This window comes from Phenylobacterium sp. (genome assembly GCF_035539035.1).
Classification (GTDB): domain Bacteria; phylum Pseudomonadota; class Alphaproteobacteria; order Caulobacterales; family Caulobacteraceae; genus Phenylobacterium.
In genome coordinates, this window is sequence record NZ_DATLJI010000016.1 from 570,877 (window position 1) to 597,554 (window position 26,678).

General features: G+C 74.4%; 25 protein-coding genes and 1 pseudogene. 8 read left to right on the top strand and 18 right to left on the bottom strand.

All coding sequences use genetic code 11. From position 1 onward, the window contains the following. Positions 1 to 18: 18 nt before the first annotated feature. Together VM685_RS16700 and VM685_RS16705 are read right to left on the bottom strand one after the other, a co-directional pair. Positions 19 to 276 carry a helix-turn-helix transcriptional regulator gene (locus tag VM685_RS16700; RefSeq protein ID WP_325461310.1) on the bottom strand — a complete coding sequence of 86 codons (258 nt, stop codon included), beginning with the start codon at positions 274 to 276 and terminating at the stop codon, positions 19 to 21. A gap of 155 nt (positions 277 to 431) precedes the next feature. Beyond that, complete coding sequence (locus tag VM685_RS16705; RefSeq protein WP_325461311.1) at positions 432 to 668, bottom strand: helix-turn-helix transcriptional regulator; 237 nt, start codon at positions 666 to 668, stop codon at positions 432 to 434. Positions 669 to 756: 88 nt separating this feature from the next. Here VM685_RS16705 and VM685_RS16710 point away from each other — a divergent pair, with 88 nt between their 5' ends. The 4 genes from VM685_RS16710 (at position 757) to VM685_RS16725 (ending at position 8,230) form a co-directional block, all read left to right on the top strand. After that, positions 757 to 1,308, top strand: coding sequence for an RNA polymerase sigma factor (locus VM685_RS16710; protein WP_325461312.1), 552 nt, complete (start codon positions 757 to 759; stop codon positions 1,306 to 1,308). A 14-nt stretch (positions 1,309 to 1,322) separates the two neighbouring features. After that, positions 1,323 to 2,312 carry a FecR family protein gene (locus VM685_RS16715; protein ID WP_325461313.1) on the top strand — a complete coding sequence of 330 codons (990 nt, stop codon included), beginning with the start codon at positions 1,323 to 1,325 and terminating at the stop codon, positions 2,310 to 2,312. A 131-nt stretch (positions 2,313 to 2,443) separates the two neighbouring features. Beyond that, positions 2,444 to 5,545, top strand: a complete 3,102-nt coding sequence (locus VM685_RS16720) for a TonB-dependent receptor (RefSeq protein WP_325461314.1) — start codon at positions 2,444 to 2,446, stop codon at positions 5,543 to 5,545. 6 nt (positions 5,546 to 5,551) lie between these two features. Further along, a complete protein-coding gene (locus tag VM685_RS16725) occupies positions 5,552 to 8,230 on the top strand; it encodes a prolyl oligopeptidase family serine peptidase (RefSeq protein WP_325461315.1) in 2,679 nt (892 codons plus the stop codon). 53 nt (positions 8,231 to 8,283) lie between these two features. Here VM685_RS16725 and VM685_RS16730 read toward each other — a convergent pair. The 7 genes and pseudogenes from VM685_RS16730 to VM685_RS16760 form a co-directional block, all read right to left on the bottom strand. Then, positions 8,284 to 8,838, bottom strand: a pseudogene (locus VM685_RS16730) (FkbM family methyltransferase); the annotation flags it as partial. Positions 8,839 to 8,916: 78 nt separating this feature from the next. Beyond that, positions 8,917 to 10,185 (bottom strand): type II toxin-antitoxin system HipA family toxin, encoded by a 1,269-nt coding sequence (locus tag VM685_RS16735; RefSeq protein ID WP_325461316.1) that lies wholly within the window; start codon positions 10,183 to 10,185, stop codon positions 8,917 to 8,919. Further along, a complete protein-coding gene (locus VM685_RS16740; RefSeq protein WP_325461317.1) occupies positions 10,182 to 10,454 on the bottom strand; it encodes a helix-turn-helix transcriptional regulator in 273 nt (90 codons plus the stop codon). The genes VM685_RS16735 and VM685_RS16740 overlap by 4 nt, the downstream gene beginning before the upstream one ends. A gap of 139 nt (positions 10,455 to 10,593) precedes the next feature. Continuing rightward, a complete protein-coding gene (locus tag VM685_RS16745; RefSeq protein WP_325461318.1) occupies positions 10,594 to 12,390 on the bottom strand; it encodes an asparagine synthase C-terminal domain-containing protein in 1,797 nt (598 codons plus the stop codon). Between the two features lie 3 nt (positions 12,391 to 12,393). Further along, on the bottom strand, positions 12,394 to 13,044 hold the full coding sequence (locus VM685_RS16750) for a lasso peptide biosynthesis B2 protein (protein WP_325461319.1): 651 nt from the start codon (positions 13,042 to 13,044) through the stop codon (positions 12,394 to 12,396). 66 nt (positions 13,045 to 13,110) lie between these two features. Further along, positions 13,111 to 13,233 carry a hypothetical protein gene (locus VM685_RS16755; RefSeq protein ID WP_325461320.1) on the bottom strand — a complete coding sequence of 41 codons (123 nt, stop codon included), beginning with the start codon at positions 13,231 to 13,233 and terminating at the stop codon, positions 13,111 to 13,113. A 76-nt stretch (positions 13,234 to 13,309) separates the two neighbouring features. Continuing rightward, entirely contained in the window at positions 13,310 to 13,975 is a 666-nt protein-coding gene (locus VM685_RS16760) for a GntR family transcriptional regulator (RefSeq protein ID WP_325461321.1), read from the bottom strand. A 325-nt stretch (positions 13,976 to 14,300) separates the two neighbouring features. Here VM685_RS16760 and VM685_RS16765 point away from each other — a divergent pair, with 325 nt between their 5' ends. Continuing rightward, positions 14,301 to 14,789 (top strand): XRE family transcriptional regulator, encoded by a 489-nt coding sequence (locus VM685_RS16765; RefSeq protein ID WP_325461322.1) that lies wholly within the window; start codon positions 14,301 to 14,303, stop codon positions 14,787 to 14,789. A gap of 320 nt (positions 14,790 to 15,109) precedes the next feature. Here the strand turns inward: VM685_RS16765 and VM685_RS16770 are convergent, their stop codons facing one another. The 7 genes from VM685_RS16770 to radC form a co-directional block, all read right to left on the bottom strand. Continuing rightward, on the bottom strand, positions 15,110 to 16,057 hold the full coding sequence (locus tag VM685_RS16770; protein WP_325461323.1) for a nucleotidyl transferase AbiEii/AbiGii toxin family protein: 948 nt from the start codon (positions 16,055 to 16,057) through the stop codon (positions 15,110 to 15,112). Beyond that, positions 16,047 to 16,640, bottom strand: a complete 594-nt coding sequence (locus VM685_RS16775) for a hypothetical protein (protein WP_325461324.1) — start codon at positions 16,638 to 16,640, stop codon at positions 16,047 to 16,049. The genes VM685_RS16770 and VM685_RS16775 overlap by 11 nt, the downstream gene beginning before the upstream one ends. A 216-nt stretch (positions 16,641 to 16,856) precedes the next feature. After that, complete coding sequence (locus tag VM685_RS16780) at positions 16,857 to 17,795, bottom strand: SLOG family protein (RefSeq protein WP_325461325.1); 939 nt, start codon at positions 17,793 to 17,795, stop codon at positions 16,857 to 16,859. Positions 17,796 to 17,955: 160 nt separating this feature from the next. Further along, positions 17,956 to 18,381 (bottom strand): GcrA family cell cycle regulator, encoded by a 426-nt coding sequence (locus VM685_RS16785; RefSeq protein WP_325461326.1) that lies wholly within the window; start codon positions 18,379 to 18,381, stop codon positions 17,956 to 17,958. Continuing rightward, positions 18,374 to 20,332 carry a ParB/RepB/Spo0J family partition protein gene (locus VM685_RS16790; protein ID WP_325461327.1) on the bottom strand — a complete coding sequence of 653 codons (1,959 nt, stop codon included), beginning with the start codon at positions 20,330 to 20,332 and terminating at the stop codon, positions 18,374 to 18,376. The genes VM685_RS16785 and VM685_RS16790 overlap by 8 nt, the downstream gene beginning before the upstream one ends. After that, positions 20,329 to 21,282, bottom strand: a complete 954-nt coding sequence (locus VM685_RS16795) for a DUF7146 domain-containing protein (RefSeq protein ID WP_325461328.1) — start codon at positions 21,280 to 21,282, stop codon at positions 20,329 to 20,331. Before VM685_RS16795 ends, VM685_RS16790 begins: the two co-directional genes overlap by 4 nt. After that, positions 21,282 to 22,004: a RadC family protein gene (gene radC / locus VM685_RS16800; RefSeq protein ID WP_325461329.1), complete on the bottom strand. Its 723-nt coding sequence runs from the start codon at positions 22,002 to 22,004 to the stop codon at positions 21,282 to 21,284. The genes VM685_RS16795 and radC overlap by 1 nt, the downstream gene beginning before the upstream one ends. Before the next feature lie 316 nt (positions 22,005 to 22,320). On the opposite strand from radC, the gene VM685_RS16805 reads away from it, so the two are divergent. Together VM685_RS16805 and VM685_RS16810 are read left to right on the top strand one after the other, a co-directional pair. Further along, positions 22,321 to 22,623: a hypothetical protein gene (locus VM685_RS16805; RefSeq protein ID WP_325461330.1), complete on the top strand. Its 303-nt coding sequence runs from the start codon at positions 22,321 to 22,323 to the stop codon at positions 22,621 to 22,623. Positions 22,624 to 22,704: 81 nt separating this feature from the next. After that, the gene (locus VM685_RS16810; RefSeq protein WP_325461331.1) at positions 22,705 to 23,430 is read left to right on the top strand and encodes a L,D-transpeptidase; all 726 of its coding nucleotides are present in this window, start codon (positions 22,705 to 22,707) and stop codon (positions 23,428 to 23,430) included. 97 nt (positions 23,431 to 23,527) lie between these two features. Here VM685_RS16810 and VM685_RS16815 read toward each other — a convergent pair whose 3' ends face one another. Beyond that, positions 23,528 to 24,832, bottom strand: a complete 1,305-nt coding sequence (locus VM685_RS16815; protein ID WP_325461332.1) for an MFS transporter — start codon at positions 24,830 to 24,832, stop codon at positions 23,528 to 23,530. 86 nt (positions 24,833 to 24,918) lie between these two features. Next, positions 24,919 to 25,455, bottom strand: coding sequence for a hypothetical protein (locus tag VM685_RS16820; protein WP_325461333.1), 537 nt, complete (start codon positions 25,453 to 25,455; stop codon positions 24,919 to 24,921). A 116-nt stretch (positions 25,456 to 25,571) separates the two neighbouring features. On the opposite strand from VM685_RS16820, the gene VM685_RS16825 reads away from it, so the two are divergent. Continuing rightward, positions 25,572 to 26,459: a LysR family transcriptional regulator gene (locus VM685_RS16825; RefSeq protein WP_325461334.1), complete on the top strand. Its 888-nt coding sequence runs from the start codon at positions 25,572 to 25,574 to the stop codon at positions 26,457 to 26,459. Positions 26,460 to 26,678: the final 219 nt, after the last annotated feature.

Genomic DNA, 26,678 nt, shown 5'->3' on the forward strand with positions numbered 1-26,678 from the left:
CCTTCCGGACGAGGCCCCTCAGATCCTCAGGTCTCCGGGGAGCTTGGCCTCGATCTGCTTCAGCAGGGCGATCGCATCCACATCCATCGCCCGGCACAGGGCGAAGAACTCCAGCACATCCACCCGGCGCTGCGCGTTCTCGATGAGGGAGATGAAGCTCTGGTCGCGGCCGATCCGCTCGGCGACCTGCGCTTGGGTCAGTCCGGAACGCCGGCGGCCCTCCACGAGGGCGTCGACGACATGTCGATGCGCTCCCGAGAAGACTGACTTCGGCATGGACGGACCGCCACCGTTGGTGCGGCCCTTGAGCTATACGGAAAACCGTCATATGCAGTTTTTCCATATCCGCGCAGGCACTCCCGATGCGCTCCTTCGCAGAATCAGCTTCGCGCCCGAAGCCCAAGTGGCGTCGTCGGCGCACGACCTCACGGTCAGGTCGCGGACGACCTCAGGAGTTCCCACCCCTCGAGACCGAGGGCGTCAGCCATCCGTTCAATGTTGTCGACCGAGACGTTCCGCTCCGCGCGCTCGATGGCGCCGATGTAGGTGCGATGGAGGCCGCAGGCGTCGGCGAAGCCCTCCTGGCTGAAGCCCTGCGCCTTGCGGAGCCGGCGCACGTTCTGGGCGATCACCCGCCTCAGCCGCCCCACGTCTGCGCCCCGCTTCATGGGCCAGAAGGGTCAGGTGGCGCCGACTTTACATCTACAGACTTTACGTAGCACTTTGACGACTCGGCCGCCCTTCAGGCTCTCCCAAATGCGCCCCGCCCCCCACCTCGCCGAACCCGACACCCCCTTCGATCCCGAGGACGGCGCCGCCGTCCCGGCCGTCCCCGACACCGCCTTCCTGACGACCCTGGTCCGCCGCCACCGCGGCTGGCTCGTGGCCGTCCTGCGCCTGCGCTTCGGCCGAGACACCGCCGAGGACCTGGCCCAGGAGGCGTTCCTGCGCGCCGCCCGCCTACCGGATCCCGCCGCCCTGCGCCGTCCCCGGGCCTGGCTGCTCACGGTGGCCCTCAACGCCGCCCGCGACCAGCACCGCCGGCGCGCCGTCCGCCCGCCGCTCACCGAGGCCGACGGGGCCCGCCCGCTGCCCGAGCTGCCCGCCCTCCCCGGGCAGGACGAGGCCCTGCTGCTGAAGCAGGTGGTGCTCTCCCTGCCCCCGCCGCTGCGCGAGGTCTTCGTGCTCAGCCGCTTCGGGGGCTTGACCTATGCCGAGATCGGGCGACGCTTGGGGATCTCCACCAAGACGGTGGAGTGGCGGATGACGCGCGCCCTGGCGGCCTGCGCCGCCCGTCTCCACGACTGAGGCGAACGCCCTTCATGAGCGATCGACGCGACCGCGCCCGCAGCGAGGCGGCGGCCTGGTTCGCCAGGCTGGGCCGGCAGGCCGTGACCACGGACGCGCTCAGGGCCTTCCGCGACTGGCGCCGCACCCCCGCCAACGCCCAGGCCTACGCCGAGGTGGAGCGGACCTGGGCCAAGGCCGGGACCCTGGCCCAGGATCCCGAGATCCGCGCCGCCACCCACGCCGCCCTCGACCGCCGCCCCCGAAGCCGCACCGCCGGCCTTCCCCGCGGGCCGCTCGCCTGGGGGGCGGCCGGTCTCGCCGCCCTGGCGCTCGCCGCCGCCCTGCGCTTCGGGCCCGGCCTCGCCGCCCCGGCCTATGACACCGGGGTGGGCGAGCAGCGGCTGGTGGTGCTGGAGGACGGCTCGCGCGTGCGCCTCAACACCGACAGCCGCGTCCGGATCCGCTTCCACGATGACCGCCGCCGCGTGGAGCTGGTCCGCGGCCAGGCCTTCTTCGAGGTGGCGCACGACCCCGCCCGGCCGTTTACGGTGGACGCGGGCGCGGCCGACGTCCGGGCGCTCGGCACCCGCTTCGACGTCCGTCGCCTGGACGGGACCGTGCAGGTCACCCTGGTGGAGGGGTCGGTCCGGGTGCAGGCCGACGCGGCCCGCGCCGACGACGAAACCCACGCCGCCTGGACCCTGGCCCCCGGCCAGCAGCTCACCGTGGCCCCCGGGCGGGCCGCCGCCCCGCGCCCGGCCGACACCGCCGGCGCCACCAGCTGGACCACCGGCCGCATCGTCTTCCGGGAGACCCCGCTCGCCGCCGCCGTCGCCGAGGTCAACCGCTACGCCCCGCACAAGATCAGCCTCGAGGCCCCCGCGCTCGCCGCCGCCCCGGTCAACGGGGTGTTCGACACCGGCGACACCGAGGCCTTCGTCGCCGCGGCCAGCAGCCTGTTCGGGCTCGAGGCCCGCCGCGCCCCCGACGGCGCCGTGGTCCTGAAGGCGCCCGCCGGTTGACGGCGACAATCTTCCGCTCCCCCGCCAGGGCGCCCCGCCCCGCCCTGCGTCTTCCCCCCTGACGGACCGCCGGGCGCCGGAGGACCTGCCATGCCGGCAGGCCGATCCGGCGGCGTCGAAGGGGGAAGACCTTGGATCAGCAGCACCACACCCGCCGTCCCGCCCGGGCTCCGCAACGCCGGCTCGCCCGCCTCGCGGCCGCCACGGCCATGGCCGCCGCGCTCGCCGCCGCCGGCGCCGCCCAGGCGGGACCTACGCAGACCGTGAACCTGCCCGAGGGGGCGCTGGACGCCGCCCTGGTGGCGCTCGCCGCCCAGACCCACGAGCAGCTGCTCTATCCGCCGGAGCTGGCGCAGGGCCGCCGCGCCCCGGCGCTCAGCGGCCGGTTCACGGCCGAGGAGGCGCTGCGCCGGCTGTTCCCGGGCGAGGAGGTCGTCATCACCCGCCCCGCCCCAGGCGTCCTGGTCCTGCGCCGCCGGAGCGAGCCCACGCCCACCGCCGGCCCGGGAGGCGGCCCGCCGCGCCCTTTCGGCGGTGAGGCGGACCACACCGCCATCGAGATGGCCACCGCGCCCGGCGCGGCGACGACGACAAGCCCGGACCCCGCCGCGGCCGCCGCCACGGTGGAAGAGGTGCAGGTCACCGGCACCCACATCCGCGGCGCGCGCACCGCCTCGCCCCTGCTGGTCCTCGACCGGGCGGCCCTGGACCGCTCCGGCCACGCGACGGTGGCCGCGGCGCTGGGCGCCCTGCCGCAGAACTTCAGCGGGGTGGCCAACGAGGGCGCCAGCACCACTGGCGCCGACCGGGTCGGCCGCAATTCCGGCTACGGCTCCAGCGTCAACCTGCGGGGGCTCGGGCCCGACGCCACCCTGGTGCTGGTCAATGGCCGCCGGCTCGCCGGAGCCGGCAGCTTCGGCGACTTCGCCGACATCTCCACCCTGCCCAGCGCCGCGGTCCAGCGGGTGGAGGTGCTGCTGGACGGAGCCTCCGCCCTCTACGGCGCGGACGCCGTGGGCGGGGTGGTCAACATCATCATGCGCCGGGACTACGAGGGGGCGGAGACCCGGCTCACCGCGGGCGCGAGCACGGATGGCGAGCCCACCGAGCTCCAGCTGTCCCAGCTCCTCGGCCGGCGCTGGGACGGCGGCGGCCTGCTGGTCGCCTACGAACTCCGGCGGCGCAGCCGGCTCTCCGGCGACGACCGCGACTTCGCGGCCGACGCCGACCTGCGGCGGTTCGGCGGCTCCGACCAGCGGTTGACCAACGCCTTCCCCGGCAACATCCTGACGACGGGACCCTCAGGCACCGTGGTGGGCTGGGCGATCCCGGCCGGCCAGGACGGCGTGGGCCTCAGGCCCCAGGACCTGCTCGCCGGCCAGGCCAACCTCGGCAACCAGCGCCGGGGCGTGGACATCCTGCCGCGCCAGGACCTGCACGCCCTCTATGTGGCCGCCGACCAGCAGCTGGGCGAGGCCGTGGAGCTCACCGCCGACCTGCGCTACGGCCGCCGGGACTTCGGCGTCAGGCTGTCCAGCTCCATCGCCAACATCGCCGTCACCCGCGCCAACCCCTTCTTCGTCTCCCCCACCGGGGCTTCCTCCCACTCGGTGGCCTACAGCTTCGCCGAGGAGGTCGGCAACGCCCGGCTGGACGGCCGCCAGGAGAGCCTGGCGCTCACCCTGGGCGCCACGGCGCGGCTGCCGCGGGCGTGGCGGGGCGAGGGCTACCTGGCCTTCGCCCAGGAGAGGACCGCCACCCACGCGCGGGGCACGGTCAACACGGCCCTGCTGGCCGAGGCGGTGGGCTCCGTCGCAGACCGGCCCGAGACGCCCTTCTCCGCCGCCCGGGACGGCTACTTCAACCCGTTCAGCGGGACGCCCGGCGCCAACAGCCCGGCCCTGCTGGCGGTGATCGGCTCGGGCTACGCCGACACCCACACCCGCGGCCAGGTGATGTCCGCCAACCTGCAGGCGGACGGGACGCTGCTCACCCTTCCAGGCGGCCCCCTTCAGGCCGCGGTCGGCGGCCAGCTGCGCCGGGAGACCCTGGTCCGCACGGGGATGAGCTTCTCCGCCTCGCCCACGCCCGTGCCCCAGCAGGGCGCCGACGTCGCCCGCTCGGTGGCGGCGGCCTTCCTGGAGCTGCGCGCGCCGCTGGTCGGGCCGGAGAACCGCCGGCCGGGCCTGGAGCGGCTGGAGCTGTCCCTGGCCGGGCGGGTGGAGCGCTACTCCGACGTCGGGACCACCGCCAACCCCAAGGCGGGCCTCCTCTGGGCGCCGGTGGACGGGCTGACGGTGCGGGCCACCTACGGCCGCTCGTTCCGCGCGCCGGCCCTGCGCGAGGTCCACGACCCCGAGGCCTATTCCGGGAGCCTGCTGCCGCTGGGCGCGGGGCGGATCCGCACCCTGCTGCTGAACGGCGGCAATCCGGACCTGCGGCCGGAGACGGCGACCACCTGGACGGCCGGCGCCGACTGGACGCCCGCCGCCCTGCCCGGCCTGCGCCTGGGCGCCACCTGGTTCGAGGTCCGCTTCGAGGACCGCATCGGCAAGCCGGTGCAGGAGAACATCCTGAACGCGCTGTCCGACCCGACGCTGGCCAGCTTCATCACCCGCATCTCGCCGGCCGACAACGCCGCCGACCGGGCGCTGATGGAGGCCCTGCTGGCCAGCCCGGCGCTGATCCCGGCCTCGGCCGGCTTCCCGCCCGAGGCCTATGGGGCGATCGCCGACAACCGCTACGTCAACACCGCCGACCTGCGGGTCTCCGGCGTGGACCTCACCGGATCCTGGACCGTCGACCTCGGCGACGACCGCATCGCGCTCGGGGCCTCCGGCTCCTGGATCCTGGCCTATGAGCAGCGGACCACGCCCGACGCCGCCGCCGTGGACCGGGCCGGCGTCGCCAACTTCCCGGTCGACTTCCGCGGGCGGCTCACGGCGGACTGGACCCGGGGCCGCCTCACGGCCGGCGCCGCTCTCAACTATGTCAGCGCCTACGAGGACGCCCTCGGGACCCGCATCGCCGCCCAGCCCTCGGTGGACCTGCAGCTGCGCCTGGCCCCCGCCGAGACCGGGCCGCTGAAGGGGATCGCCGCGACGCTCGGGGTGCGCAACGCCTTCGACCGGGACCCGCCCTTCTACGACAATGTCGCCGGGGTGGCCTACGACCCGGCCAACGCCGACCCCATCGGGCGCTTCGCCTGGGTCCAGCTCACCCGCGCCTGGTGAGCCCCCATGCCGGTCCGCCTGCCCGCCGCCCGCGCGGCGGAACTCCTGCTGCTCGGCCTGCTGCTCGGCCTGCTGCTCGCCCTGGCCCCCGCCCCGGCGGCGGCCCGGCCGTTCACGGTGGAGGACCTCCTGGCCCAGGAGGCCTTCGGCGCGGCGGCCGTCGACCCCGCCGGCCGCTGGCTGGTGGTCGAGCGGCGCGACGCCCACGCCACCGCGCCCCGGTTCGACCTCGACCACTTCACCCCGCTCACCGTCAGCCGGCTTATGGTCGCGCCGCTCGACGGCGACGGCCCGGCCCGCCCCCTGCTCACGCCCGAGGCGCACGCCGGTCACAGCCTGGCCGGCTTCTCCCCCGCCGGGACGCGGCTCGCCGTCCAGCGGCTCGACGGTGAGGGCTGGACCCTCGGCGTGATCACCCTGGCCACCGGCCAGGTCCGGTGGCTCGGCGTCACCCCCGAGCTCTCCGTGGACGGACGCACCGTCCAGTGGCGCTCGGAGGACGAGCTGCTGGTCATCGACCGGCCCGACGGCAGCCTGCCCGTCCTGATGCGGCTGGGCCGGCTCTCCGCCGAGCGCCTGCCCGGCCTCTGGGCCCGGGCCGCGGGCGGCCGGCTGGCGGTCACCATCCTCGGCAGCGGCGCCTTCGCCGGCGTCCGCGCCCGGCCGCCCCCGCGCCGCCTGCTGCGGATCGACGTCCGCAGCGGCCGCCGCACCGTGCTGGCCACGGGCGAGCTCGTCGACCTGGAGACAGCCCCCGGCGGCCGGTCCGTCGCCCTGCTCGAGGCCGGCGAGGACCTCCCCCTGCACGGCGACGAGCCCCTGCAGGGCGACCGCGGCCTGGGGACCCAGGCCATGCGGCTCACGCTGCTGGACCTCCAGACGGGCATCCGCACGGCGCCCTGCCCCGCCTGCGACCTCCTCCCCCACCTGCTCGCCTGGTCGCCGGACGGCCGCGAGCTGCTGGCCTACGCCCGCCCCACCGGCGCCCCCTGGCCCCGGGGCGAGCTGGTCCGCATCGCGGCCGCCAGCGGCGCCGTCACCCGCCCCGGCGGGGGCCTCGTCCCGGTCGCCCAAGGCCGCCCCACCCTCGTCCCGGCCGGCTGGATGGGCGCCGACCCCGTGGTGCTCGCCCGGCCTGCCGAGGCCCCAAGTTCCCGGCCGGACTGGTATCGCCTCGCCGCCGCCGGCCCGGTCAACCTGACGAGCAGCCTTCCGGCCGCGCCCCGCTCCCTGACCGCCCTCGGCCCGGCCGGCCTGGTCGCCGTCGTGGACGGCGTCGCCTGGCGCATCGATCCCGCGGGTCGCGCCGCCCGCCTTCCGCTCGCCGACGTCCGACCCGTCGCCGCGCCGCGCCCGCTCACCGGCGACCGGCTCCGGACCGTGATCCCCCCCGCCGGCCTCGCCACCGCCAGCGTCGACGGCGAACGCCGGCTCGTGCGCCTCGCCCCCGACGGCGTCCGCACGGGGGCCGTCCTGCCGCCGGACGCCATGCTCCTCGCCGCCGGTCCCGACGCCAGCGCCGCCTTCCGCCGCACCGCGCCCGGCCACGTCCAGGGGTTCGACAGCCTGGAGCTCGCCCGGCCGGACCGCCCCCCTCGGATCCTCGCCCGCCTCAACCCCCGCTTCGCCGACGTCGACCCGCCGCGCGCCGTCCCCGTCGCCCATGCCGGGCCCGATGGAAGCCCGCTCACCAGCTGGCTGTTCCTGCCGCCGCCGGCGCCCGGCGCCCCGCCCCCGCCGCTGGTCGTCCGCGCCTACGCCGGCGAGACCCTGCGGGCCCGGCCCACCGATCCCCCGGAGCCCCGCGGCCTCGCCACCGACCTGCGCGTCCTCACCGGCCACGGTTATGCGGTCCTGGTCCCCAGCCTGCCGACGCCGCAGCCCCGCGGCGAGCCCGCCGCCGGCCTGGCCGACCGGATCCTCACCATCGTCGATGCGGCCGCGGCGGATCCCGCCACGGCGGGCGCCTTCGACGCCGGACGCATCGCGCTCTGGGGCAAGAGCTTCGGCGGCTACACGGCGCTCGCCGCCGTCGCCCAGACCGACCGCTTCCGCGCCGCCGTGGTGATCTCCGCGCCGGTGGACCTGCTGAGCAAGTGGGGGACGATCCCGCCCATGTACCGGGCCTGGCCCGAGGAGGGCCTGTGGACCGCCTGGAGCGCCGGCTGGGTGGAGACCGCCCAGGGCGACATGGGCGTCCCGCCCTGGACGGACCTCCCCCGCTACGCCCGAAACAGCCCCCTGTGGTCCGCCGACCGGATCCGCACGCCAATCCTGCTGATGCACGGCGACCAGGACAACATCCCGATCACCCAGGCCGAGGCCATGTTCTCGGCCCTGCACCGGCAGGACCGGGACGCCCTGCTGGTCACCTACTGGGGCGAGCGCCACCACATCGTGAGCCCCGGCAATGTCCGCGACCTCTACGCCCGGGCCTTCGGGTTCCTGGACGCGCGACTCGGGCCGCCTGAGCCCTGCGACAGGGCCGGGCGCAGTCCACAGCCGGAGAGGTGGGGGAATTCGGAGACGTCCTGCGGCCAGGAGGCGCCCACCGGCGGCAGGGGAAACGGCGGCTCGCCGTCCAGGGCGAGGAAGGAGAGGTCGCCCTCCAGCGGCTGCGGGCGGAACCGCGCCCTGGCGCGGCGCGGGGCGGACACGGGGGAGAAGAACCAGAAGAGGCTATAGTTGGCGTCGGACAGGAGACGCCTCACCTCAGCCGCCACCTGGGGCCGAGCCTTGGACACCTCCACGAGCCAGGCGGGTCGGCGCTCCGCCAGGGTGATGGTCGCCCCCGCCAGCACCTCCGGCTCGAAACCCTCGACGTCCACCTTCACGAAACCGACGTCTTCGGGCGCAAGCTCGTCGAGGGTCGTCATCCTCACCGGCTCTTCCGGCGCGGGTTCGGGATCGGCGAGGGCCCCCTCCCCGAAGTTGCCGATCCTGCGCAGCGGGCGCATGGCCAAGGCCGTCACGCCCGGCGTGCGGCCCACCGCCACATGGTGCGGCTCCACATTGTCCAGGCGGTTGCCGTAGGTATTGGCGGCCAGCAGGCCCGCCAGCCCCCGGTGCGCCTCGGCGGCCACCACCTTCAGGTCGGGTCGGGCGGCGGCCACCGGCAGGGCGATCGCCCCGATGCTGGCCCCCACATCGACAAAGGTCCCGCGGTCGAGGCGGCAGATCAGGTCGATCTCCGGCCTGTCGAATTCCCTGTGCCCGCGCAGGGGCAGACCTGCGGCCGTGTCCCCCGCCGGAAGCAGGAACTCGAGGCCATAGGCGCGGGTCACGTCAAGCATTGGTCCAGCCTAGCCGCCGACCCGCGAGGCGTCAGCCCCCGTGCCATCCGCAGTGTCGCGGGCCAGTCAGGGCCGGGCTCAGGCGCCGCGCGACTCGTCCAAAGCCAGCAGGAGCCTGGCGCGCCCGGCCACCACCTCCACGACGCGGGCAAGGTCCTCGTCCCCGAAGCCGGCCTCCGCCAGCTCGCCGGCCACCGGGCCGATCCTGGCCAGGGCCTCGCGCGCCAGGGCCGCGGCCCGCCGCCGCACGAAGGGCGCGCCCAGCCCGACTTCGCGCGCGAACAGGTCCCAGGTGTCAGCGGTGAAGTCCTCCAGGACCGAGCGTCCGCCCACCTTCATGGCCAGCTTGCCGTGCACCTGCGGATAGGCGGCGGTGCACATGAGGTCGTAGAGCGGCGCCAGGTCCAGCCCCGCATCGGTGTAGAGCAGGCTGTAGTTCTTGCCGTGGGCGTCGGCGTTTCCGACCATCACGTTGAAGATGGCGGCGTCCAGCAGGCGCAGCAGCGCCGGCGCCGGCGCGACGCAGGCCCGGCGCACGAGGTCGAACATGTCCCGGAAGATCGGCCCGCCCTCGGACGCGTACTTGTGCTCCGGCGTCACCCCCAGCGCCTGGCAGACGTCCTCCTGGTGCAGGCGCCGGATCGTCCCCTCAGCCGACACCACCCGGTCGTAGCGCTCGACGAGCAGGAACGGCCACGCGCCGACCCGCCGCGCCTCCACGCCAGCCACGCGCAGGCCGAGGGCGGCGGCCAGCCGCATGGCGAAGGCCTCATTGCCGGTCGCGCCGGGGAGCCGGGCGATGGCGGGCTTTAGGATGTGGGTGCTGGGCTGGCCGGGCGCGGGCAGGCCGATGCGGCCGTTCAGCAGCACGACGGGAAGCTTCGGCTGGGCCCCCGCCAGGGACAGTCGGAGCCCCTCCTCCCCCGCCAGGAGCGGCCGCTCCGGCAGGCGGTCGAGAATGGACCGCAGGTCCGCGTCGTCCAGGGGCTCGGTGGCCGAAACCCCCAGCGGCGCGGGCGGCGCCTCGCCCTCCGGCCACAGGGTCAGGGCGCCGGCCACGTCACCGCCGAGCCGCTCCAGCAGCCGGAAGTCGTTCGTCGCCGAGACGCCCAGGGCATGGGCCACGGCCGTCCTCTGGGCCTCTTCCGGCAGCAGGCCCGCAAAGAACGGCCGGGTCTCCCGCCGCCCGAACGGCTCGAGGCGCTTCGGCAGCGAGACGGACACCGCCGGCCGGCGGGGATCGGCCACCCAGCCGGCGTCGTAGGCGAAGCCGAGGTCCCCGTGGGCGTCGATGGCGAGGCGCCCGACCCGCGCCCCCTCCCACCAGACGACCAGGGTCCGGATCATGGAACCGGCTCACCGGAGGGCGAACCCGCGCCGGGGGCGTCTCCGGCCCGGCCGTCGGCGGTCCCATTCCGCCGGACGAGCTCGAGGCGCAGGCCCAGGGCGCCCAGTACCGCGAGCACCCGGTCCAGCTGCACCGTCGTCTTGCCCCGTTCCAACTCCACGAGGAACCGCAGCCCCACGCCGGCCGCGGCGGCGAGCTCGTCCTGGCGGAGGCCCAAGGCCTTCCGCGCGTGGCGGACGGCCTGACCGATCTCCTGAGGCGTGACCATCTGATTTCCCGAACGGGAAAATTTCTCCTTTCCGGACCCGCGTCAAGCTGAAATATCCCGTTCGGGTAAACAGAAGGCCCGACGACCCGCGGAGAACACTTATTTCCCGGACGGGGCATTTTTGCCTTGCCCCGCGCCCTCAATGCCGCCGGCGCGGCGCGCGCGCCGAGTCCCCGACGCGGCCCTGCCAGTGGCGCACCCAGGCCTCCACCGTCGCCGCGGTCAGGATGGCGCCGGTGGCCGGAGCCTGCAGCAGCTGCTCCGGGGTGAGCTGGCGGGCCACCGCCGCCCGGTCGAGCACCCCGGCGTCGGCCAGACAGCCCTCCAGAAGCAGGGGCCGCAGGACGTCGAGGCTCGCGGCCAGCAGCCGACCATAGTAGGCGCCCAACTCCCCTTTCGAGCGGCGCGCCAGCACCTGCGGCGGCAGCCGGTCGGCGAAGGCCGCCCGGGCGAGCCGCCGGTCCTGCTCCCCGCCGGCCAGGAGGTCGGCGGGGAGGGACAGGCAGAGCTCCACCACCGGCTGGGAAAGGAAGGGATAGAGCAGGTCGCCGGCGCGACGCTTGCGGCAGTCGCCGCGGTAGAGCTGTGCATTGGCGATGGCCTGCACCTGCAGCCGCTTCGCGCCGGGAATGTCTCCGGCGTCCTCCACCCAGGGGTGGGCGCGGCCGGCGAGCCAGCTCCGCACCCCCGGCGCAACGAGGGGGGACAGCTGCGACGGCAGCCCATCCCCGCGCCGCTCGGCCCGGCTGCACTCCGCCAGCACCTGCCAGACCGAGCGTCGCGTCCGGTGGGCGACGGCGCGCAGCACCGGCGAGCCCAGCCCGGCCAGGCCCTCCCGGCGCAGCACGCCCGAGGCGACCAGCACGCTCGGCATCTGGAAGAAGACCGCGTCGCCGCCCTGACCCGACAGCACCGCCGCCCCGCCGAGGGCGGCCATGCGGGCGGCGATGTCGCGGTCGCGGGGTGCGTCCACCGCCTGCAGCGCCGGCCGCACGCCCGTGGCGACCTCGGTGAAGTCCGCCTCGCTTAGTGGGGCGAGCGGCTTCTCCACCACCGTCAGCGGAACCCGCAGACGCTCGGTCACGGCGCGGGCGTACGCCCGCTCGTCCCCCTCTGTGCGGTCCGCCACATAGTTGAGCCATGCGGACACCCGCCCGGCGAGGCCAAGCCGCGCCAGCGTCCCGGCCACGATGGCGGAGTCGAGGCCGCCGGAGAGCTCCATCAGGACCGCAGGCCTGTCCACGACCAGCGCCCTGGTAACCTGGTCGACCGCGGCCGCCAGCGCCTCTCCGGCCGCGACCTCGTCGGGCCGACTATCGCCAACCTGGTCCGCCGGCCGCCACAGGGCCATGGCGGCCCGGCCCAGGGGCAGCGGTTGCAGGGTCCCCGGCGTGACGGCGGCCACGCCGTCGAACAGCAGCTCGGACCGCATGGCGCTCGACAGCGCCACATAGACGGCGATGGCGTCCCAGTTGAGGGACAGCCGGGGCGGCCGCAGCCATGGCGGGACCGCCAGCAGGTCAGAGGCCACCGCCTCGACCCCGGCGGCGAGCGGCCAGACCAGCGCGTCCAGCTCGCCGAGCGGGTCGCGGAACACCGCCGTCTCCCCCGGGGGCCCGTGCAGCAGGGCGACGTACCGGCCCCACCCCGACCGCAGCAGGGTCAGGGCCGCCTGTGCCGGCCGACGCGGCAGCTCCCCGGCGTCGACGGCCCCTGGGCTCCGGAACCGCTCCCCGACCACGAAACCGGCCGCGCAGGGGAGCGCCGTCACCGGCGCGCCGCCCGCCGCGGGCGTGTAGAGACGGAGGCGGTCGGTGGTTCCCACCGACCGCCAGCCGGCCTCGGCCTCCAGCCGGGCGCCCAGCGTCGCCGCATGGGCCGCGCCCTCGGCGCTTCCGGCCGGCCAGGCCAGGGCCAGGTAGTCGCCGATCGCCACGCCCTAGACCGCCATGATGGGATGATAGGCGACGAGCCGCTCATGGTGATCGTCCAGGACCACGTCTCCGGCCTGCAGCCAGCAATGGGCGCGGAACGGCCAGGTGCGCACCGCGAACACCCACGCGGCGTCGTGTCCCCGCCGCCGCAGCGCCCGCAGCAGCAGGAACGACCGCAGGAGGCACTTGCCCGGCAACGGGGCGTAGGGGATCCAGGCGTGGAAGCGGGCGGCCTCGGCCAGGAGCTCCGGCGAGGGCGCTCCGGAAGGCGGCGGGACGCCCGCCGGACGGACCCCGCGCACGAGGGCGGCCAGCGGCCGCCCGCCATAGCCCAGTCCGGCGTCGACCATCGCCCGTAAGAGGCGGGTCGCGTCGGGCCAGCCTGGCGCCGGACCCTCCCCCGTCACGGCGCTCTGGGCCGGAGGCGGCGGCGGCGTCACGCCGAGGCGCGGTCCGGCGCCGCCGACGAGACCGGCGGCCAGCAGGGACGCCAGCAGCGCCGGGTCCTCCAAGGCGACGGCCCCGCCATCCCGCGACAGGCTCAGCCGCCCGGGAGCCCCCGGCACGCAGAGGTAGGCGTCCCGCATCACCTGCAGGAACACGAGGTCGTCGCCGATGGCGACGGCATGGGCGGCGGGGGAAAGGGGATGTTCCATGGGACCCGCGAGGCGGAAGAGTGCGGCAAGGCCGGCGCCGGCAGGACCGGCGCCGGCCCCGAAGGGTCAGTCGTACAGGTCGACCGGGATCTCTTCGGGGTGGACCTCGCCTGAGGCCGAGTTCGTGAGCGCCCGGGCGCCGCCGAAGCAGACGAGCCGAAGCGCCGGCAGGGTGAGGGTCTTGGACATGGTGACCTCCTTCAAAGGCCGTTTGTCACCGCTGGAAGTTGCGGCCTGACCATCCCACAACCCTGGCTCACCCTATTCAAACTATATCGGTCCTATACGGCGAAGCCTGCGGGCGGCGCTCCAGAAGGCCCGCCAGCCGGTCGGCGAGGCGGATGCGGCGGCGATGGAAGGCGCGCACCGCGGCCAGCAGGCTCGCGCGGTCGCCGCCCGCCGCCACCCGGGCCAGGGCCGCGGCCTCGGCAGCCAGGTCGGGGATCAGCCGCGGCTCCTGCCGGCGCACCGGTCCGAGCCGGCCGGCGACCCGCCGGTGGGCGTCGAGCAGGTCCCAGCCGCCCGCGGCCTCCAGCCAGGACTCGAAGAGGCGCTCCACGCGCGCCACCGCCGCCTCCGGCGGATCGCCGTCCGCAACCGGCTCCGGGGCGAGGTCCGCCCCTACCGCCTGGGGTTGCAGCCCCCGGGGCTCCAGTCCGATCAGCAGGTGGGCCTGGCTGATGCGGTAGAGGTCGGCCACGTCGACGGCGCCCGGACGGCGGACGAAATAGCCCTGCCCCCGCCGCTCCTCCACCAGCCCTTCTCCGGCCAGCCGGGCGAGGGCCTCGCGCACGGGGGTGGCGCTGAGCGCCAGCTGCTGGGCGATCTCGGTGGCGGCCAGGCGGCGCTCATAGTCGAAGGCGCCCTGCCGCAACCGCTCGCGCAGGGCCCCCAGCGCCACAAGAAACGGCTCGGCACGTTTGGCTGTCATCTCCCGCCCCGGACTTGATTCCAGCGGAGTGGATAATCTCAAGCCCAGCACTGTCGAGAAATATTATCCCGGGACGGCGCGATGATCAGTCACCGCAACCCCGTTGCGGGGAACCCGCAAAAAATTTGCGGGAAATATACTTCGTGCACGCCGGATATATCGAAACAACCGCCTGCCCATACCCGCCATCCCTGCCGAATATTGACCCTATCTCCTCGCCGGGGATGCGGCGGGCGCCCGGAAAACTCCCGCGGCGTTTGACCCCACGGCGGCTTGCGGCAAAAGTGACGCACAAGTCAGGGTTGATGGCGTGGCGTCACGATCAATGTTCCCCCTCGCGCCTGCGGGCGGACCGGCCGCGGGCCGCCGGCTGTCCGAGGTGCTCAAGTCGCTGAGGCGGCACCGCCGGCTGCGCGCCTGCCAGGTGGCCGACGCCATGGCCATGCCGCTCCGGTCCTACGAACACTTCGAGGCGGGCCGCGGCCGGCTGAACATCGCCCGGATCCACGCCTTCGCCCAGGCCACCGACACCGACGCCTTCGCGATCCTCGCCGCGCTGGCCCTGGGCTCGCCGGCCTTCGCGGTGGCCTGCGCGGACAACAAGCTGATGCTGATCCTGATGATGGCGGTGCAGGACTTCGAGGCCGCCGCCGGCGCCGAGATCGCCCGCCTGGAGCCGCGCACCCTGATCGCCCAGTTCAGCCGCGCCCTGGGCGAGCTGGCGGAGATCGCCGTCCGACGCGATCCGCTGGTGGAGGACTGGTTCGCCCGGCTGCCCGGCGGCGATCCGCCGCCGGACGAGCCCTCGGACTAAGCGCCCGCACCGGCGGGCGCCGAGCCGCGGGGCCCGGCGTGAGCCTGACGTCTCGGATGGCCGACGGCCCGTGAGACAGGCCCTTGAAGCAGACCTGGGGGTTGGGGGGGCGCCGCCAACCGGTTGCGGAGCGTCTTCGAGAGGAAGACCTACGCAGCCGAGCCTCCGCATGCCCGCCTCGGAGTTCAGCGCACCCTGGCCTGAACAGTGACTTGACCGCCCATGAGCAGGAGGCGCCCGCGACGGTGTCGGTGTGCGCTCCAGAGGCTTGGCCGACCGTCACTGTTCATGGCCCGGAGCAGAGCCTTTCGTGCGCTGTCCTAGAGCTTCGCGCACCAGGCCTCGAGCGTCGCTAGCAGCTCCTCGAACGGCGGCTGACCGCGGTAATACAGCGCCGCCGATGCGGCGTACGCGTCGGCGAGCTCCCGCCGCACTTCGGGGTCCGAGAGGATGAAGGCCTCGTTCTTCGTCAGGTCCTTCTCGTCAGCCTGCCGGAAACGGCGCGCCTTGTGCGCCTCATAGGACTTGCTCCCGACGAACGCCCGCACCTGGGGCTGCTGCAAGAGGCAATGGACGTCGTAATAGTGGCGCATGAAGTTCGGCCGGAACACGCCGTCCTGCTGCTGCGCCCGGAACTTGGTGGAGATCGCCTGCAACTTCTCCACCAGGGTGTGGCCGGGATCGTAGCAGGCGACCGCCTTCGCCCGGTTATCGACGAGTTCCACGCGCGGCGCGGCGTAGTCCCAGGCCCAGGAGGAGATGTCGATCGTCGCGTTGGGCGTGACGTCGTCGAAGCCCACCTCGAGCAGGATGCCGTCCTTCAGCCCCGCCACGGAGCCGTGGGCGCTCTCATAGGCGAGGCGGATGCCCGCGCCGCGGTAATAGGTGGGATCGTCAAAGGCCTCGTCGCGCGTCACGGCGACGACACCGTCGATCTTCAACGTCTGCGCGAGATGGTCATAGAAGCGCCTGCGGCTCTCGACGTGCGCCGCCTTGTTCTGGTTGCGACCAACGGCCACCTCGAGCGCCGCCGGAGGCTCGATCCGAATGTCTATGTCCTCGGAGAAACGTCCGATCCAGCCGTAACCCTTGGACAGGGACGTTCCTCCCTTCAGCTCGAAGGTGTGCCCGCCCTTCTGCAATCCCCAGAGGCTGTGCATGATCCAGTAGTCCTTCTCGACCAGCGCCGGGACGATCTTCATCTCGTCCGCGACGATGGCGATCAGGTCGCCGAACTGGGGATGTCGGTGCAGCAGCTCAGGCGGCATGCGCCGCCCGAGCCTCCAGAACCTGGGCGAAGACGCGCTTGGTCCGTTCATTGCCGTACTTGCCGACGGCGCGCTTCAGCCTGGCCGGGTCGTAGGTCAGCGCCTTGGCGCGCACGCGGTCGAGCACCGCACGCGAGTCCTCCCCCGTGCGCTCCACGTTGTTCACGAGGTCGACCAGCAGGAACTCCGGGGTGGCGGTCCTCGGAAAGGCCGCCTTGCGCCGGAACTCGAACGTGCGGCCGCCGAGCGCCACGTCCTCGTGACGCTTGTGGTTGTAGACCACCGTGCGGTTGTGCAGCTGGGTGGCGCCCACACCCAGGGCGTTCCACGCGTTCGGCGAGGTCATCAGGAAGTCGGTGCCCTTGAGGAAGCCGGACACGAGCGCTTCATCCGCCGGCGGCGCCTTTCCGAACACCGTCGGCTTTGGCGCGTAGTAGAGTCCGCCGCGGACCTTCGCCAGCACGCCCGCCGCCACCGCCTGGCGGATATGCCGGTCGACGGCGTTCGACCACCGCGCCAGATCCGCGCGGCGGTAGACCTTCCCCGGGCGCAACCGACGACGGAATTCCTCAAACCTGTCCATGCGCGTCACCTAGGCTCCTGACCATAGAATGCAAGTTTTCTGATTAAAAATCCATGCAAACTGCGGGCGGTTCCCTCCCGAACTCCGCGGTGCGCGGGACGCGCGGTGGCCACCCTGTGGCGCGTCAACCAGCGCGACGGGAAGGTGAAGAACACCCCGTGACCACAACCGAGGCTCAGCGCCGGAGGGCAACGAGAACGAGCCGGCCGGCCGCAGCTAGGCCGGCGGCTTGCGCCCGATGCGCACGCAGCGCACGCCCCGCGCGCGCGCCTGCTGCAGCAGGCCGAGCGCCGGGCCGAAGGGCCGCCCGGCGGCCTCGCCGCCGTCCAAGGTGGCGGTGAGCGCCAGCACGCAGACCGGCTCGAGCGCCATGAGCTCGTCGTTGGCGCGGAACGGCGCGGCCCGGCCGTGACGGGCGAAGTCCGGCCGGGCCACGATCAGCCGCACGCCCTTCTGGCCGGCCCAGGACCGGGCCAGCCGCTCGGGTCCCGCCGCTCCGGTGATGGCCAGCGCCATCCCCGGCCACTGGCCGCGGGCCCAGTTGAGCGCGTCGAACAGGCGCATGCCGTCCGCCTCGGCGACGGCTGACGGCGCGCCCCGCAACGCCACGACCGGCCCGCCCGGCGCACAGGCCGACAGGCGGCGCTCGCGCACCGCCCGCAGGGCCTCGCGCGCCTCGATCTCGGCGGCGGTCGTCCTCAGCGGCCGCCCGCCGGTGCGCCACGGCGACCAGACCTCACCGGTCGCCGCGCCATAGGCTTCGGCGGCGGCGTCGCGCACATAGGCCAGCGCCATGGCCGCCACGTCGGCGGCCTCCGCCGCCTGCCGGGCCGACTGCAGGTCGACGTCGGCCACCTCGCTGCCGTCGAAGTCGCGCAGGCCGGCGGCGAGCACGTCCCGGGCCCGGTCTGCCTCCCGGTCGAGCCGCTGCACGCCGGTGTGCAGGCCGCCCAGCAGGGCCTCGCCGACGGTGCGGACGTGGTCCTCCAGGGCGGTGCCCAGCACCAGGTCGAGGGTCTCCGACATGATCGCCGCCCCCAGCTGGGTGAGGGCGGCCTCGGTCGGGTGCGGGCGCGGGTCCTCGAGCGCGGCGGTGCGGGCGTCGAAGGCGTCGAGGTCGGCGGTGTCGAGGAAGCTGTGACGGGTGGGGCGCATGGCGATCTCCTGACGGAAGGGACGGGCCGAAGCCCGGGTCCCGCCCGCCTCGCCGTCGATCGGGGCGCAAGGGCTCCCCTGGAGAGCCTCCGCGTCCCTTGCGCCCCGGGCGCCGGTGAGGCCCTCCGTCCAGGCTTCGGCCGCCCTTCCGCAGGCCGCATCAGGCCCGGACGTGGGCCGCCTGGGCATGCGCCCGGCAGTACGGCCCGCACGCCGCCTCGCGCCCGCAGAAGGCGAACCCCGGACTCCGCGGATCGCCCATTGGCCAGCGGCACTGGCGGGGGCCCAGGTCGAGGAGCCGGGCCACCAGGCCCGGCCCGACCTCCGGCCCCGGCGCCGACGGGACCCCTGCGCGGGCCGACGGGCGAGCCCGCGCCGTCCGGCGGGGTGGGCCGGGCCGAGGTCGGGCCGGCTTCGGCGGAGGGTGCGACCGCCCTCCGCAGAGCCCGAGCCGCCAGACCTTGCCCAGCACCGCGTTGCGGGTGACGCCGCCGAGGCTTCGCGCGATCTCCGCGGCGCTCCGACCCTCCGCCCAGAGCGTGCGCAGCGCCGTCACCCGGTCGCCGGTCCAGCGGAGGTCACGCACAGTCGTCGTCCTCCGCCTGCGGTCCGGTCGGCGCCTGCGCCCCGGGGCCGTCCGCCCGGGACAGCCAGGTGAGCGCCGGCGGGACCCAGCGACGCTGGGCCGCCGCCTCCGCCGTGCGCGCCACCAGCTCCGCCTTCTTCAGGGCGCCGGCGCCCGGATCGGCCGCCCCCATGGCCTCCAGGAAGCCCAGCAGCTGCGCCTTGCCGTGGGCCGACAGGAAGGCGGCGTCGGGCGTCCAGTGACGGGCAAGGTCCGCGCCGCAGAGCCCTGCGATCTCCGCGGCCTCCGCCCGCGCCTCGGGCCGGATCCCCGTGGTGCGCGGCTCGTGGAGGTCGAGGCTCGCCGCCACCAGCTCCGCGAGCAGGGCGAGCCGGTCGTCCGCCTCCAGGCCGGCCACCCACGGGATCGGCCGCAGGCCGGCGGCCAGATAGGCCGCGCGGCGGCCCGCCAGCCGGGCCCGGACGACGGCGTCCAGCCCTTCCACGGCGTCTTCCCCCCGGCCATAGGCCGTGGCCGCGATGGCGAGCGCGGATGCGCCGCTCCAGACCCGCCTCTCCAGGGCGAGGTGACGGAAGAGCTGCGCCGTCAGCGCCACCAGGGCTGCCTCCGGATGGTCCGCAAGATCGCGGATCAGCCCACGGGTGGCGATGTCCGTGCGCAGGGCGTGTTGGCCATGTCCGACGCCCACCACCTCCACCCGGATCTCGGCCTCCGGGATCTCCGGCGCGGAGCGCTCGCCGCCCGAGGCCTCGTCGTCCGCCCCCGCTGCGTCGAGGTCCGGCTCCGCCGGCTCGGGCGCGGGCTCGTGGTAGAAGGTGGCGTCGAGCCCCGCCCGGCTCGGCGTGAGCAGCACCGCGCGGACCACGCCCTGCCCGGCGGTCAGCCGGGCGAGGTCGAGGCGCGCCTGCAGCAGGGCCGGGAGGGTCGCGGCGCGAGCCTCGCCCGCCTCGGCCGCGTCCACGAGCGCCGCCGCAGCCTCGATCCGCGCCCGGGCGGCGTCGAAGGCCGCCGCCGCGGCCTCGTCCAGTCCGCCCCAGTGCACGAACGGCAGGCCGCGAAGGCCATCCGGCGGGAGATGACCGCGCTCCCGGGCCAGGAAGACGGTCAGGCCCTCGCTGGCCAGGCCCTGCGCCACGGCCGCAACCGAGGTCCGCCAGGCGGCGTCCAGCACATCGGGGTCGAGGACCTCGGCGGGCATCTCGCCGAACAGGTCCGCCTTCAGCCGCCCGCCCGCCGCAGCGTAGGCCTCGGGCCCCGCGAGCGCGAACCGCGGGTCCTCGACGGTCGTCCGCCCGCCCTGCACCAGGGCCAGCAGCTGGTGGTCGTGGAACCAGCCGTCCAGCGCCGCCTGGGCGAGGTCCGCCTGGCGCTTCCGGTCCGGCAGCCTGGCGAACAGCCGCACCTGCCGCAGGACGAGGCGACCCTTGCGGTAGGCGTCCAGCACCCGGGGATGGACGCCGGCGAGCGCCGCCAGCCGCCGCACCTCCGGCTCCTCGTAGCCGAGCGCCGCGGCGATGGCGGCGCAGTCCATGCGCGACTTCCGCAACCGGCCGATGGCCTCGATGACGTCGGCCGTGTGCACCGGGGCGTGCTCGGCGGCCGGGAGCACGGCGGCTGCGGCCTGGGCCCGCCGCCCCTCGGCCAGCAGGCACTCGAACTCGTGGTCGTCGGGGAGGGCGCCGGTCTCCACCAGCTTCAGCAGGGCGAAGCGCCGCCGGCGCCCGTCGAGCACCATCCAGGGCCGCTCCCCCCGCCGTCCGCGGCGCACCACCGGCGGATAGATCAGGCCGGCCGCGCGGATCGTCTCGGCGAGGCGCGGGATCCCGTCGTCGGCGGGCTCGCCGGCCCTGAGGTTCTCAGGCGCGACGCCGAGGTCGGACAGGCGCACGCGGACGCGGACCGGCTCGGCGGCGGCGGCGGCAGCAGGGGCGGAAGCTGGCAGGGCGGTCATGGCAGATCTCCGGAGCCGCCGGCGGACCATCCCCCGGACCGGCTCGCCTCCGCCCGCCCCTCCTCCCGCTCCTTCGCCGGCGCCGCCGCCTGCGCGGCCTCGTTCCAGTCCCCGAAGGGCGCCGGCGGCAACCGGACGCGGGCCACCACGCCCATCCCGCCCAGCCGCCCGGCCAGGGCCGCTGCGGCGCGTTCCCCTGCCGTCCCGCGGTCGGCCGCCACCAGCACGCGCCGCACGCCCGCAGGCGGGCGCCACACCGCCAGGCGGCCGGCGGACAGCAGGGCCCAGGCCGGCAGCCGCAACGCCTCGCCGGCGGAGAGCGCGCTGAACACCCCCTCCGCCACCAGCATCGCGTCGGCCGCCGGATCGAGCCGGACCGCGCACCCGGGCGGCAGGACGCCCACCGTCTTGCGCGGCAGGCGCAGGCGCGCCCGGTCCCCGGCCGGGGACAGGTAGGTGACCTCCACGGCGCAGAGGGCTCCGGAGAGGTCCCGGACGGCCGCCAGAAGCGCGGGCCGGCTGGGCCCTCCGGCCGGCGCGTAGACGCTGAGCGGCGCTGCGGGGTGGAAGCGGAGGTCGGGCGGCAGGCTCCTGCGGACGGCCCGCCTGCGGGCATGCCGCTCCGCCACCGAGCCGGCCGCCGTGCGCCCCTCGCTCCACAGGGCTGCGGCCAGGGCGCGCCGGCCCTCCCGGCCGGGCCGCTCCGGTCCGTCCGTCGCCGTCGCGCGCCGGAGCCGTCCGGACGCGTCCACCAGGCCCAGGGCGCGCAGGACCCCGAGCACCTCGCGCCAGTCGTCTCCCGCGAAACTGTGGACGATCACCCGGTCGCCCTGCAGCAGCAGGGAGACCGAGCGGTCCGCGGGGCTGTGGCCCGGCGCCGGGATGCTGGCCCGCAAGCCGCCGGCGTAGAGATCCCCGCCCAACGCCCGGACGATGGCGGCGAGCGACATCACATCACCCCCTGGGCCCGCAGGCTCACCACCTCTTCGCCGGCCACCAGGAGGTGGTCGTGCACGGCGATCCGCAGGGCGCGGCAGGCCTCGACCACCTGCCGCGTCATCTCGATGTCGGCCGCCGAAGGCGTCGGATCGCGCCCTGGATGATTGTGGGCGAGCACGACGGCTGAGGCGTTCAGCTCCAGGGCCCGGCGGCACACCTCCCGGGGATAGACGGGCGCGTGGTCGACGCTGCCGCGCCACATCACCTCGTCGGCGATCAGGTGATTGCGGCGGTCCAGGAACAGCACCCGGAACTGCTCCCTGGGCTCCGCCGCCATGGCCGCGCGGAGATAGTCCCGAACCTGCGACCAGGCGGTGAGCAGCGGCCTGACCCGGAACGGCTCCACGAGCGCCCGGCACTGCAGCTCGTGGATCAGCCGGACCTCCTGGGCGACCCGGCGCCCGGCCAGGAGGGCCACCTCGGGTCGCGGCGCCCCCAGGACCTCGGGGAGGGAGCCGAAGCGGTCCAGCAGACGCCGGGCGAGGACGCCGGCGGCGCGGCCGGCAGGCCGCGCCAGGAAGACGGTGAGCGCCTCTTCCGCAGACAGGGCCCCCAGGCCGTGCTCGGCGGCGAAGGCCCGAAGCTCCGCCAGCCGCTCGCCCTCCCGGTCGGACATTCCGGGCGGCGGCTCGGCCGGGGTGGGGTTCGGGGGATGGGTTGCTGCCGCGCGCATGGCGCGCCTCCGGGATGAACGACCCCATCAGGCGGGGCCGCCCCGCCGCGTCCCTCCTCCACCTTCCGGCCGGACTTTCAGCTGCCGCCGCGGCCGCTCGGAAGGGCCGCGCCGCCGCTCACGCGCCCCCAACGACCGCTCAGCGGACGGGGACGCGCCCGCAGGTCCCACCTCGGATCGCGCGGCCGCGCGCCGCCTGCCGCGGCGGCGCGGGAACGGGACCCAAGCTCCAGTGTTTCATCCGCGGCCCGGCCGTCCGTCGACTTTCCGACACGACGGTTCGCGGCTTCACAAAGAACCCAGGAGGAAATGTCTCATGTCCATCCCCGGAACGCCCGTCCGGGCCGCCAGGCTCGCCGCCGTGCTGCTGCTGGGCGGCCTTGGCCTCAGCGCCTGCGCCACCCGTGGCTATGTGGACGAACAGATCGCCGCCGTGAACGCCCGCATCAACGCGGTCGACGCGAAGGCGAGCGACGCCATCCAGCGCGCCGACGCCGCCAACGCCGCAGCCCAGGCTGCGGCCACCGACGCCCGCACCGCCAGCCAGAGGATCGACCAGCTGACCACCCGCGTGGACACGGTCGAGCAGCAGTCCGTCCGCCGGCGGCCCCGCAACTAGGCGCATCTGCGGAGCTGCGGGAACGCGACCCGCAGCTCCGCCTTCTCCCGATGCCGCCGCCCCGAGGAGCCCGAGACAGGCATGCGATTCCCCTCACCCGCCGTCGCCGCCCTGCTGTCGCTGGGGCTTTCGGCCGCGACCTCGCACGCCCGAGCCGAGACGGACCCCGCAATCGCCAGCGTCGCCGACCGGACGGACCTCACGGCGATGGCCGCCTGGGTGACGGCGCGCGGCGACAATAACGGCCTGCCGTTCCTCATCCTCGACAAGCGGTCGGCCGAGGTTTCGGTGTTCGACGCCGACGGCCGGGAGCTGAGCTCCTCGCCCGCGCTCATCGGCCTCGCGACGGGCGACGACAGCGTCGCTGGCATCGGCGACCGGCCTCTGGCCAAGATCGCCGCCCATGAGCGCACCACGCCGGCGGGCCGGTTCCGCGCCCGGTTCGGCCCTGCGGAGGGCCAGGGCGAGACCTTCTGGATCGACTTCTCGGCGGCCGTCTCCCTGCATCCGGTCGTCACATCCAATCGCGCCGAGCGGCGCCTCGAGCGCCTGACGTCGCCCAGCCCCGACGACAACCGCATCACCTTCGGCTGCATCAATGTCCCGCAGCCGTTCTTCGACACGGTGGTGCGGCCGACCTTCGCGCCGGACGGCGGCATCGCCTACGTGCTCCCAGACAGCCAGCCGCCCGAGGCCGTGTTCCCCGGCCTTGCCACCCGGCCCGAGCTGCCGGCGCCTGAGGTCGCGCGGCGGCTGGCCGACATCGCGCCAGCGGCGGAGGGAGACACGTACGCCGCTGCCAATTGAGACCCACGAGTTCGCGGGAGCCCTCCAGGGCGCAAAGCGAACCGCCGAAGGTCTGCTGATGACCCACACAGGTCACGTCGGCCTCCCGAAGGTCCTGCTAGCTCTCCTGCGAGCCCTGAGCGGGTCTCGGTTGCTCGCCCGGGATGCGGAAGAGACTGACCAGGCCGGCGAGCAGGGCGAGCGCGGCGGCAAGCGCCAGGCTAACCGACGGCGCCGAGACTGGGACGCTGAACAGGAGCGCGACGATCACGGAACCTGCGGTCTGACCCGTCACCCGCGCTGTTCCCTGCATTCCGCCGGCGGCTCCGCTGCGCTCGGCCGCGGCGCTGAGGAACAGATTGCGGTTGTTGGGTGACTGGAAGAGGCCGAAGCCGGCTCCGCAAAGACCGAGGAACGGCAGCAGTTTCTCCGCCTGGCCGCCCAGCGGCCATGCGGCCGCACCGGCAAGGCCAACCGCAAGCAACGCGGCGCCCGCAGCGCACAGCCAAGCCGTGGGGACCCGGTCCGCCAGCCGACTGGCGACGATCGAGGTGGCGGCGACGGTGAGCGGCCAGAACGTCATGTAGGCGCCGGCCTGCAGGAGCGTCTGCCCGAGGTCGCGTTGCAGCAGGAACGGTAGGGCGAGCAGTCCCATGGACTGGGCCATGAAGCACAGGATCGAGGCGATCACGGAGAGACGAAATGGCTCGGACCGCAGCAGATCCAGGGGAAGGAGTGGGCTAGGCTTGCTGGCTTCACGCCGGGCGAGAAGCGCCATGACGACGACCCCGGCGAACGCCAGTCCGATAGCCGGACCGGGCGTCGCGAGCACCGCCTCTCCTGCCACGATCAAGGCTCCGAACGCGGCGGCGTTCAACGCCATGCTGACGCCGTCGGGTGAGGCGCCGCCAGGGATTGAGGCCGGCAGGGCGCGGGCCGCCAACAGCGCCGCGACAGCGACGGGAAGGTTGATCGCGAACAGCGCGGGCCAGGGAGCGACGGAGAGGATCGCCGCCCCCAAGCTCGGGGCGGCTGCCGAGGCGAGCGCGACGGTGAGCGCGTTCCAGCCGATAGCTGCGCCGAGTCGCTCGCGGGCGACCGTCAGTCGAAGCAATGCGACGCCGAGCGCCATGATTGCGGCGCCACCCAGCCCCTGCACGAACCGTGCGGCGACGAGCCAAGGGAGGGAGGGGGATATGGCGCAGCCAGCGGACGCGGCCGCGAAAAGCAGGACTCCGAAGGTGAAGACGCGCCGGTGCCCCAGGCGCTCTCCCAGCGCTCCTGCCGGCAGCAGCGCCATGACGAGACCGGCCTGATAGGCCGTCACCACCAGGATGCCCTCGGACGACCCGACCACCAGGACACGCGAAAGCTCGGGCAGGGCGACGTTCACGATGCCCGCGTCCAGAACGACCAGGGTCATCGCAGCCAGGACGGCGAAGACGGAGAGTGCGCGCTGAACCGAGGGCCGGCCTTCGGGCCCGCGCGGCGGGGCGGCCGCAAGGGTTCTCACTGGCCGCTCGTCCAGCCGTCCCGCGGTGCCGGATAGCGGGTCAACCGTCCTTCGACCCCTTCGTGCCGGAGATCACGTTCGGTGAAGCGGAACAGCAGCGCCGAGGCGCTGAGGCAGCGGGTGTCGTGGATGTCGCCGGGGAGGTAGGCTTGGGCGTCACCGGCCCGCATTATGCGGGCGTCGCGCTGCACCAGCCGAACCTGACCTTCACCCGACTCGATCCGGGCGTAGGTGCGCATCTCCACCTCGCCGTGCGGAACGGCATATACGACCCAGGCGCGCCCGTGATCGTGCGGCGGTCGATAGAGACCCTGTGACTCGGTGTGGGCCAGCAGGACGAACCCGAGGTCCTGATCGCGATGGAGTTCCTCGCTTGCCGGCGCCTCGGCGAGCAGGTCTGCAAGCCAGGCTTCCTGGCCCGGCGCGCGCGCTAGCGCTTCAAGTCCATTGCGGGCGGCGCACACCACATCGCTCGTGAGAGGGCTCCAGGCCGAGCGGACGGTGGCGACGAACTGGTCGAGCGAACTGCGCATGGCGATCTCCTTCGTGCTGCGAAGCAAGGTGCCGACGCCGCAGACCAGGCGGAAGACGCAGCATTTGCATTCTATTCGTGCATCGTGCGCCATATATCGAGCGCAGGGAGGCTTCGATGCAGACGCCCGATCTCAATCTCCTCGTGGCCCTCGACGTTCTGCTCGCGGAGGGGAGCGTGGCGCGCGCCGCGCGGCGGCTGCGCCTCAGCCCGTCGGCCACGAGCCGGACGCTCGCCCGTCTGCGCGACGTCACGGGAGATCCCCTGCTCGTGCGCTCCGGGCGAGGCCTCGTCCCCACCCCCCGCGCTGAGGCGTTGCGGGTGCAAACCCGCCAGTTGGTCGATGAGGCGCAGGCGGTGCTAAGACCGGCAGAGCAGCACGATCCGGCGACCCTCTCGCGGACCTTCACGCTGCGCACGAGCGACGGCTTCGTTGAGAACTTCGGGCCGGGCCTGCTCGCGCGGGTCGCGGCAGAGGCGCCGGGCGTGCGGCTGAATTTCCTCCAGAAGGCGGACAAGGACAGCGCTCCGCTGCGGGAAGGCCGGGTGGATCTGGAGACTGGCGTCATCGAGGCCGGAACCGGGCCCGAGTTGCGCAGCCAGGCGCTGTTTCACGACAGGCTGATCGGGGTCGTTCGGAACGGACATCCGCTGGCGCGGCCGAAGATCACGCTGGCCGACTACGCTGAAGCGGGCCACGTCATCGTTTCGCGGACCGGGCTCGACGACGACGCCGTGGACGGCCCCCTGTTGCCCGATGGGGTGAAGAGGCGGGTCGTGAGCGCGGTCAGCGGCTTTGCGGCGGCGCTCGCGCTAGCCCGGGCCTCGGACCTGGTGGCGACGACGCCGGAGCGGCATACCCACGCGCTAAGGGACGGCATGTTCAGCTTCCCGATTCCCACCGCGGAGCGGCAGTTCACCGTCTCAATGCTCTGGCATCCACGCCTGGACACGGATCCGGCCCATCGCTGGCTTAGGGCCTGCGTCCGAGAGGTCTGCACCTAGGCTCTCGGCGCCCTCTGCGCTTGGCGGCGGCCGAAGGTCCACTCTAGATGGCTGCCGCAAGGGCCGCTACCGACCCGAACGCATCCGTTCATGCGCCAGCGATGTCGGCCGCGATCGCCGCCTATCAGGTCCGGATCGCCGGCCTGTGGGAGGCTGCCGTGCGGCGTGGCGCGCCTGAGGGGCAGGCCACCCGGGCCGTGCCTCGTCTCGGAGAATCCC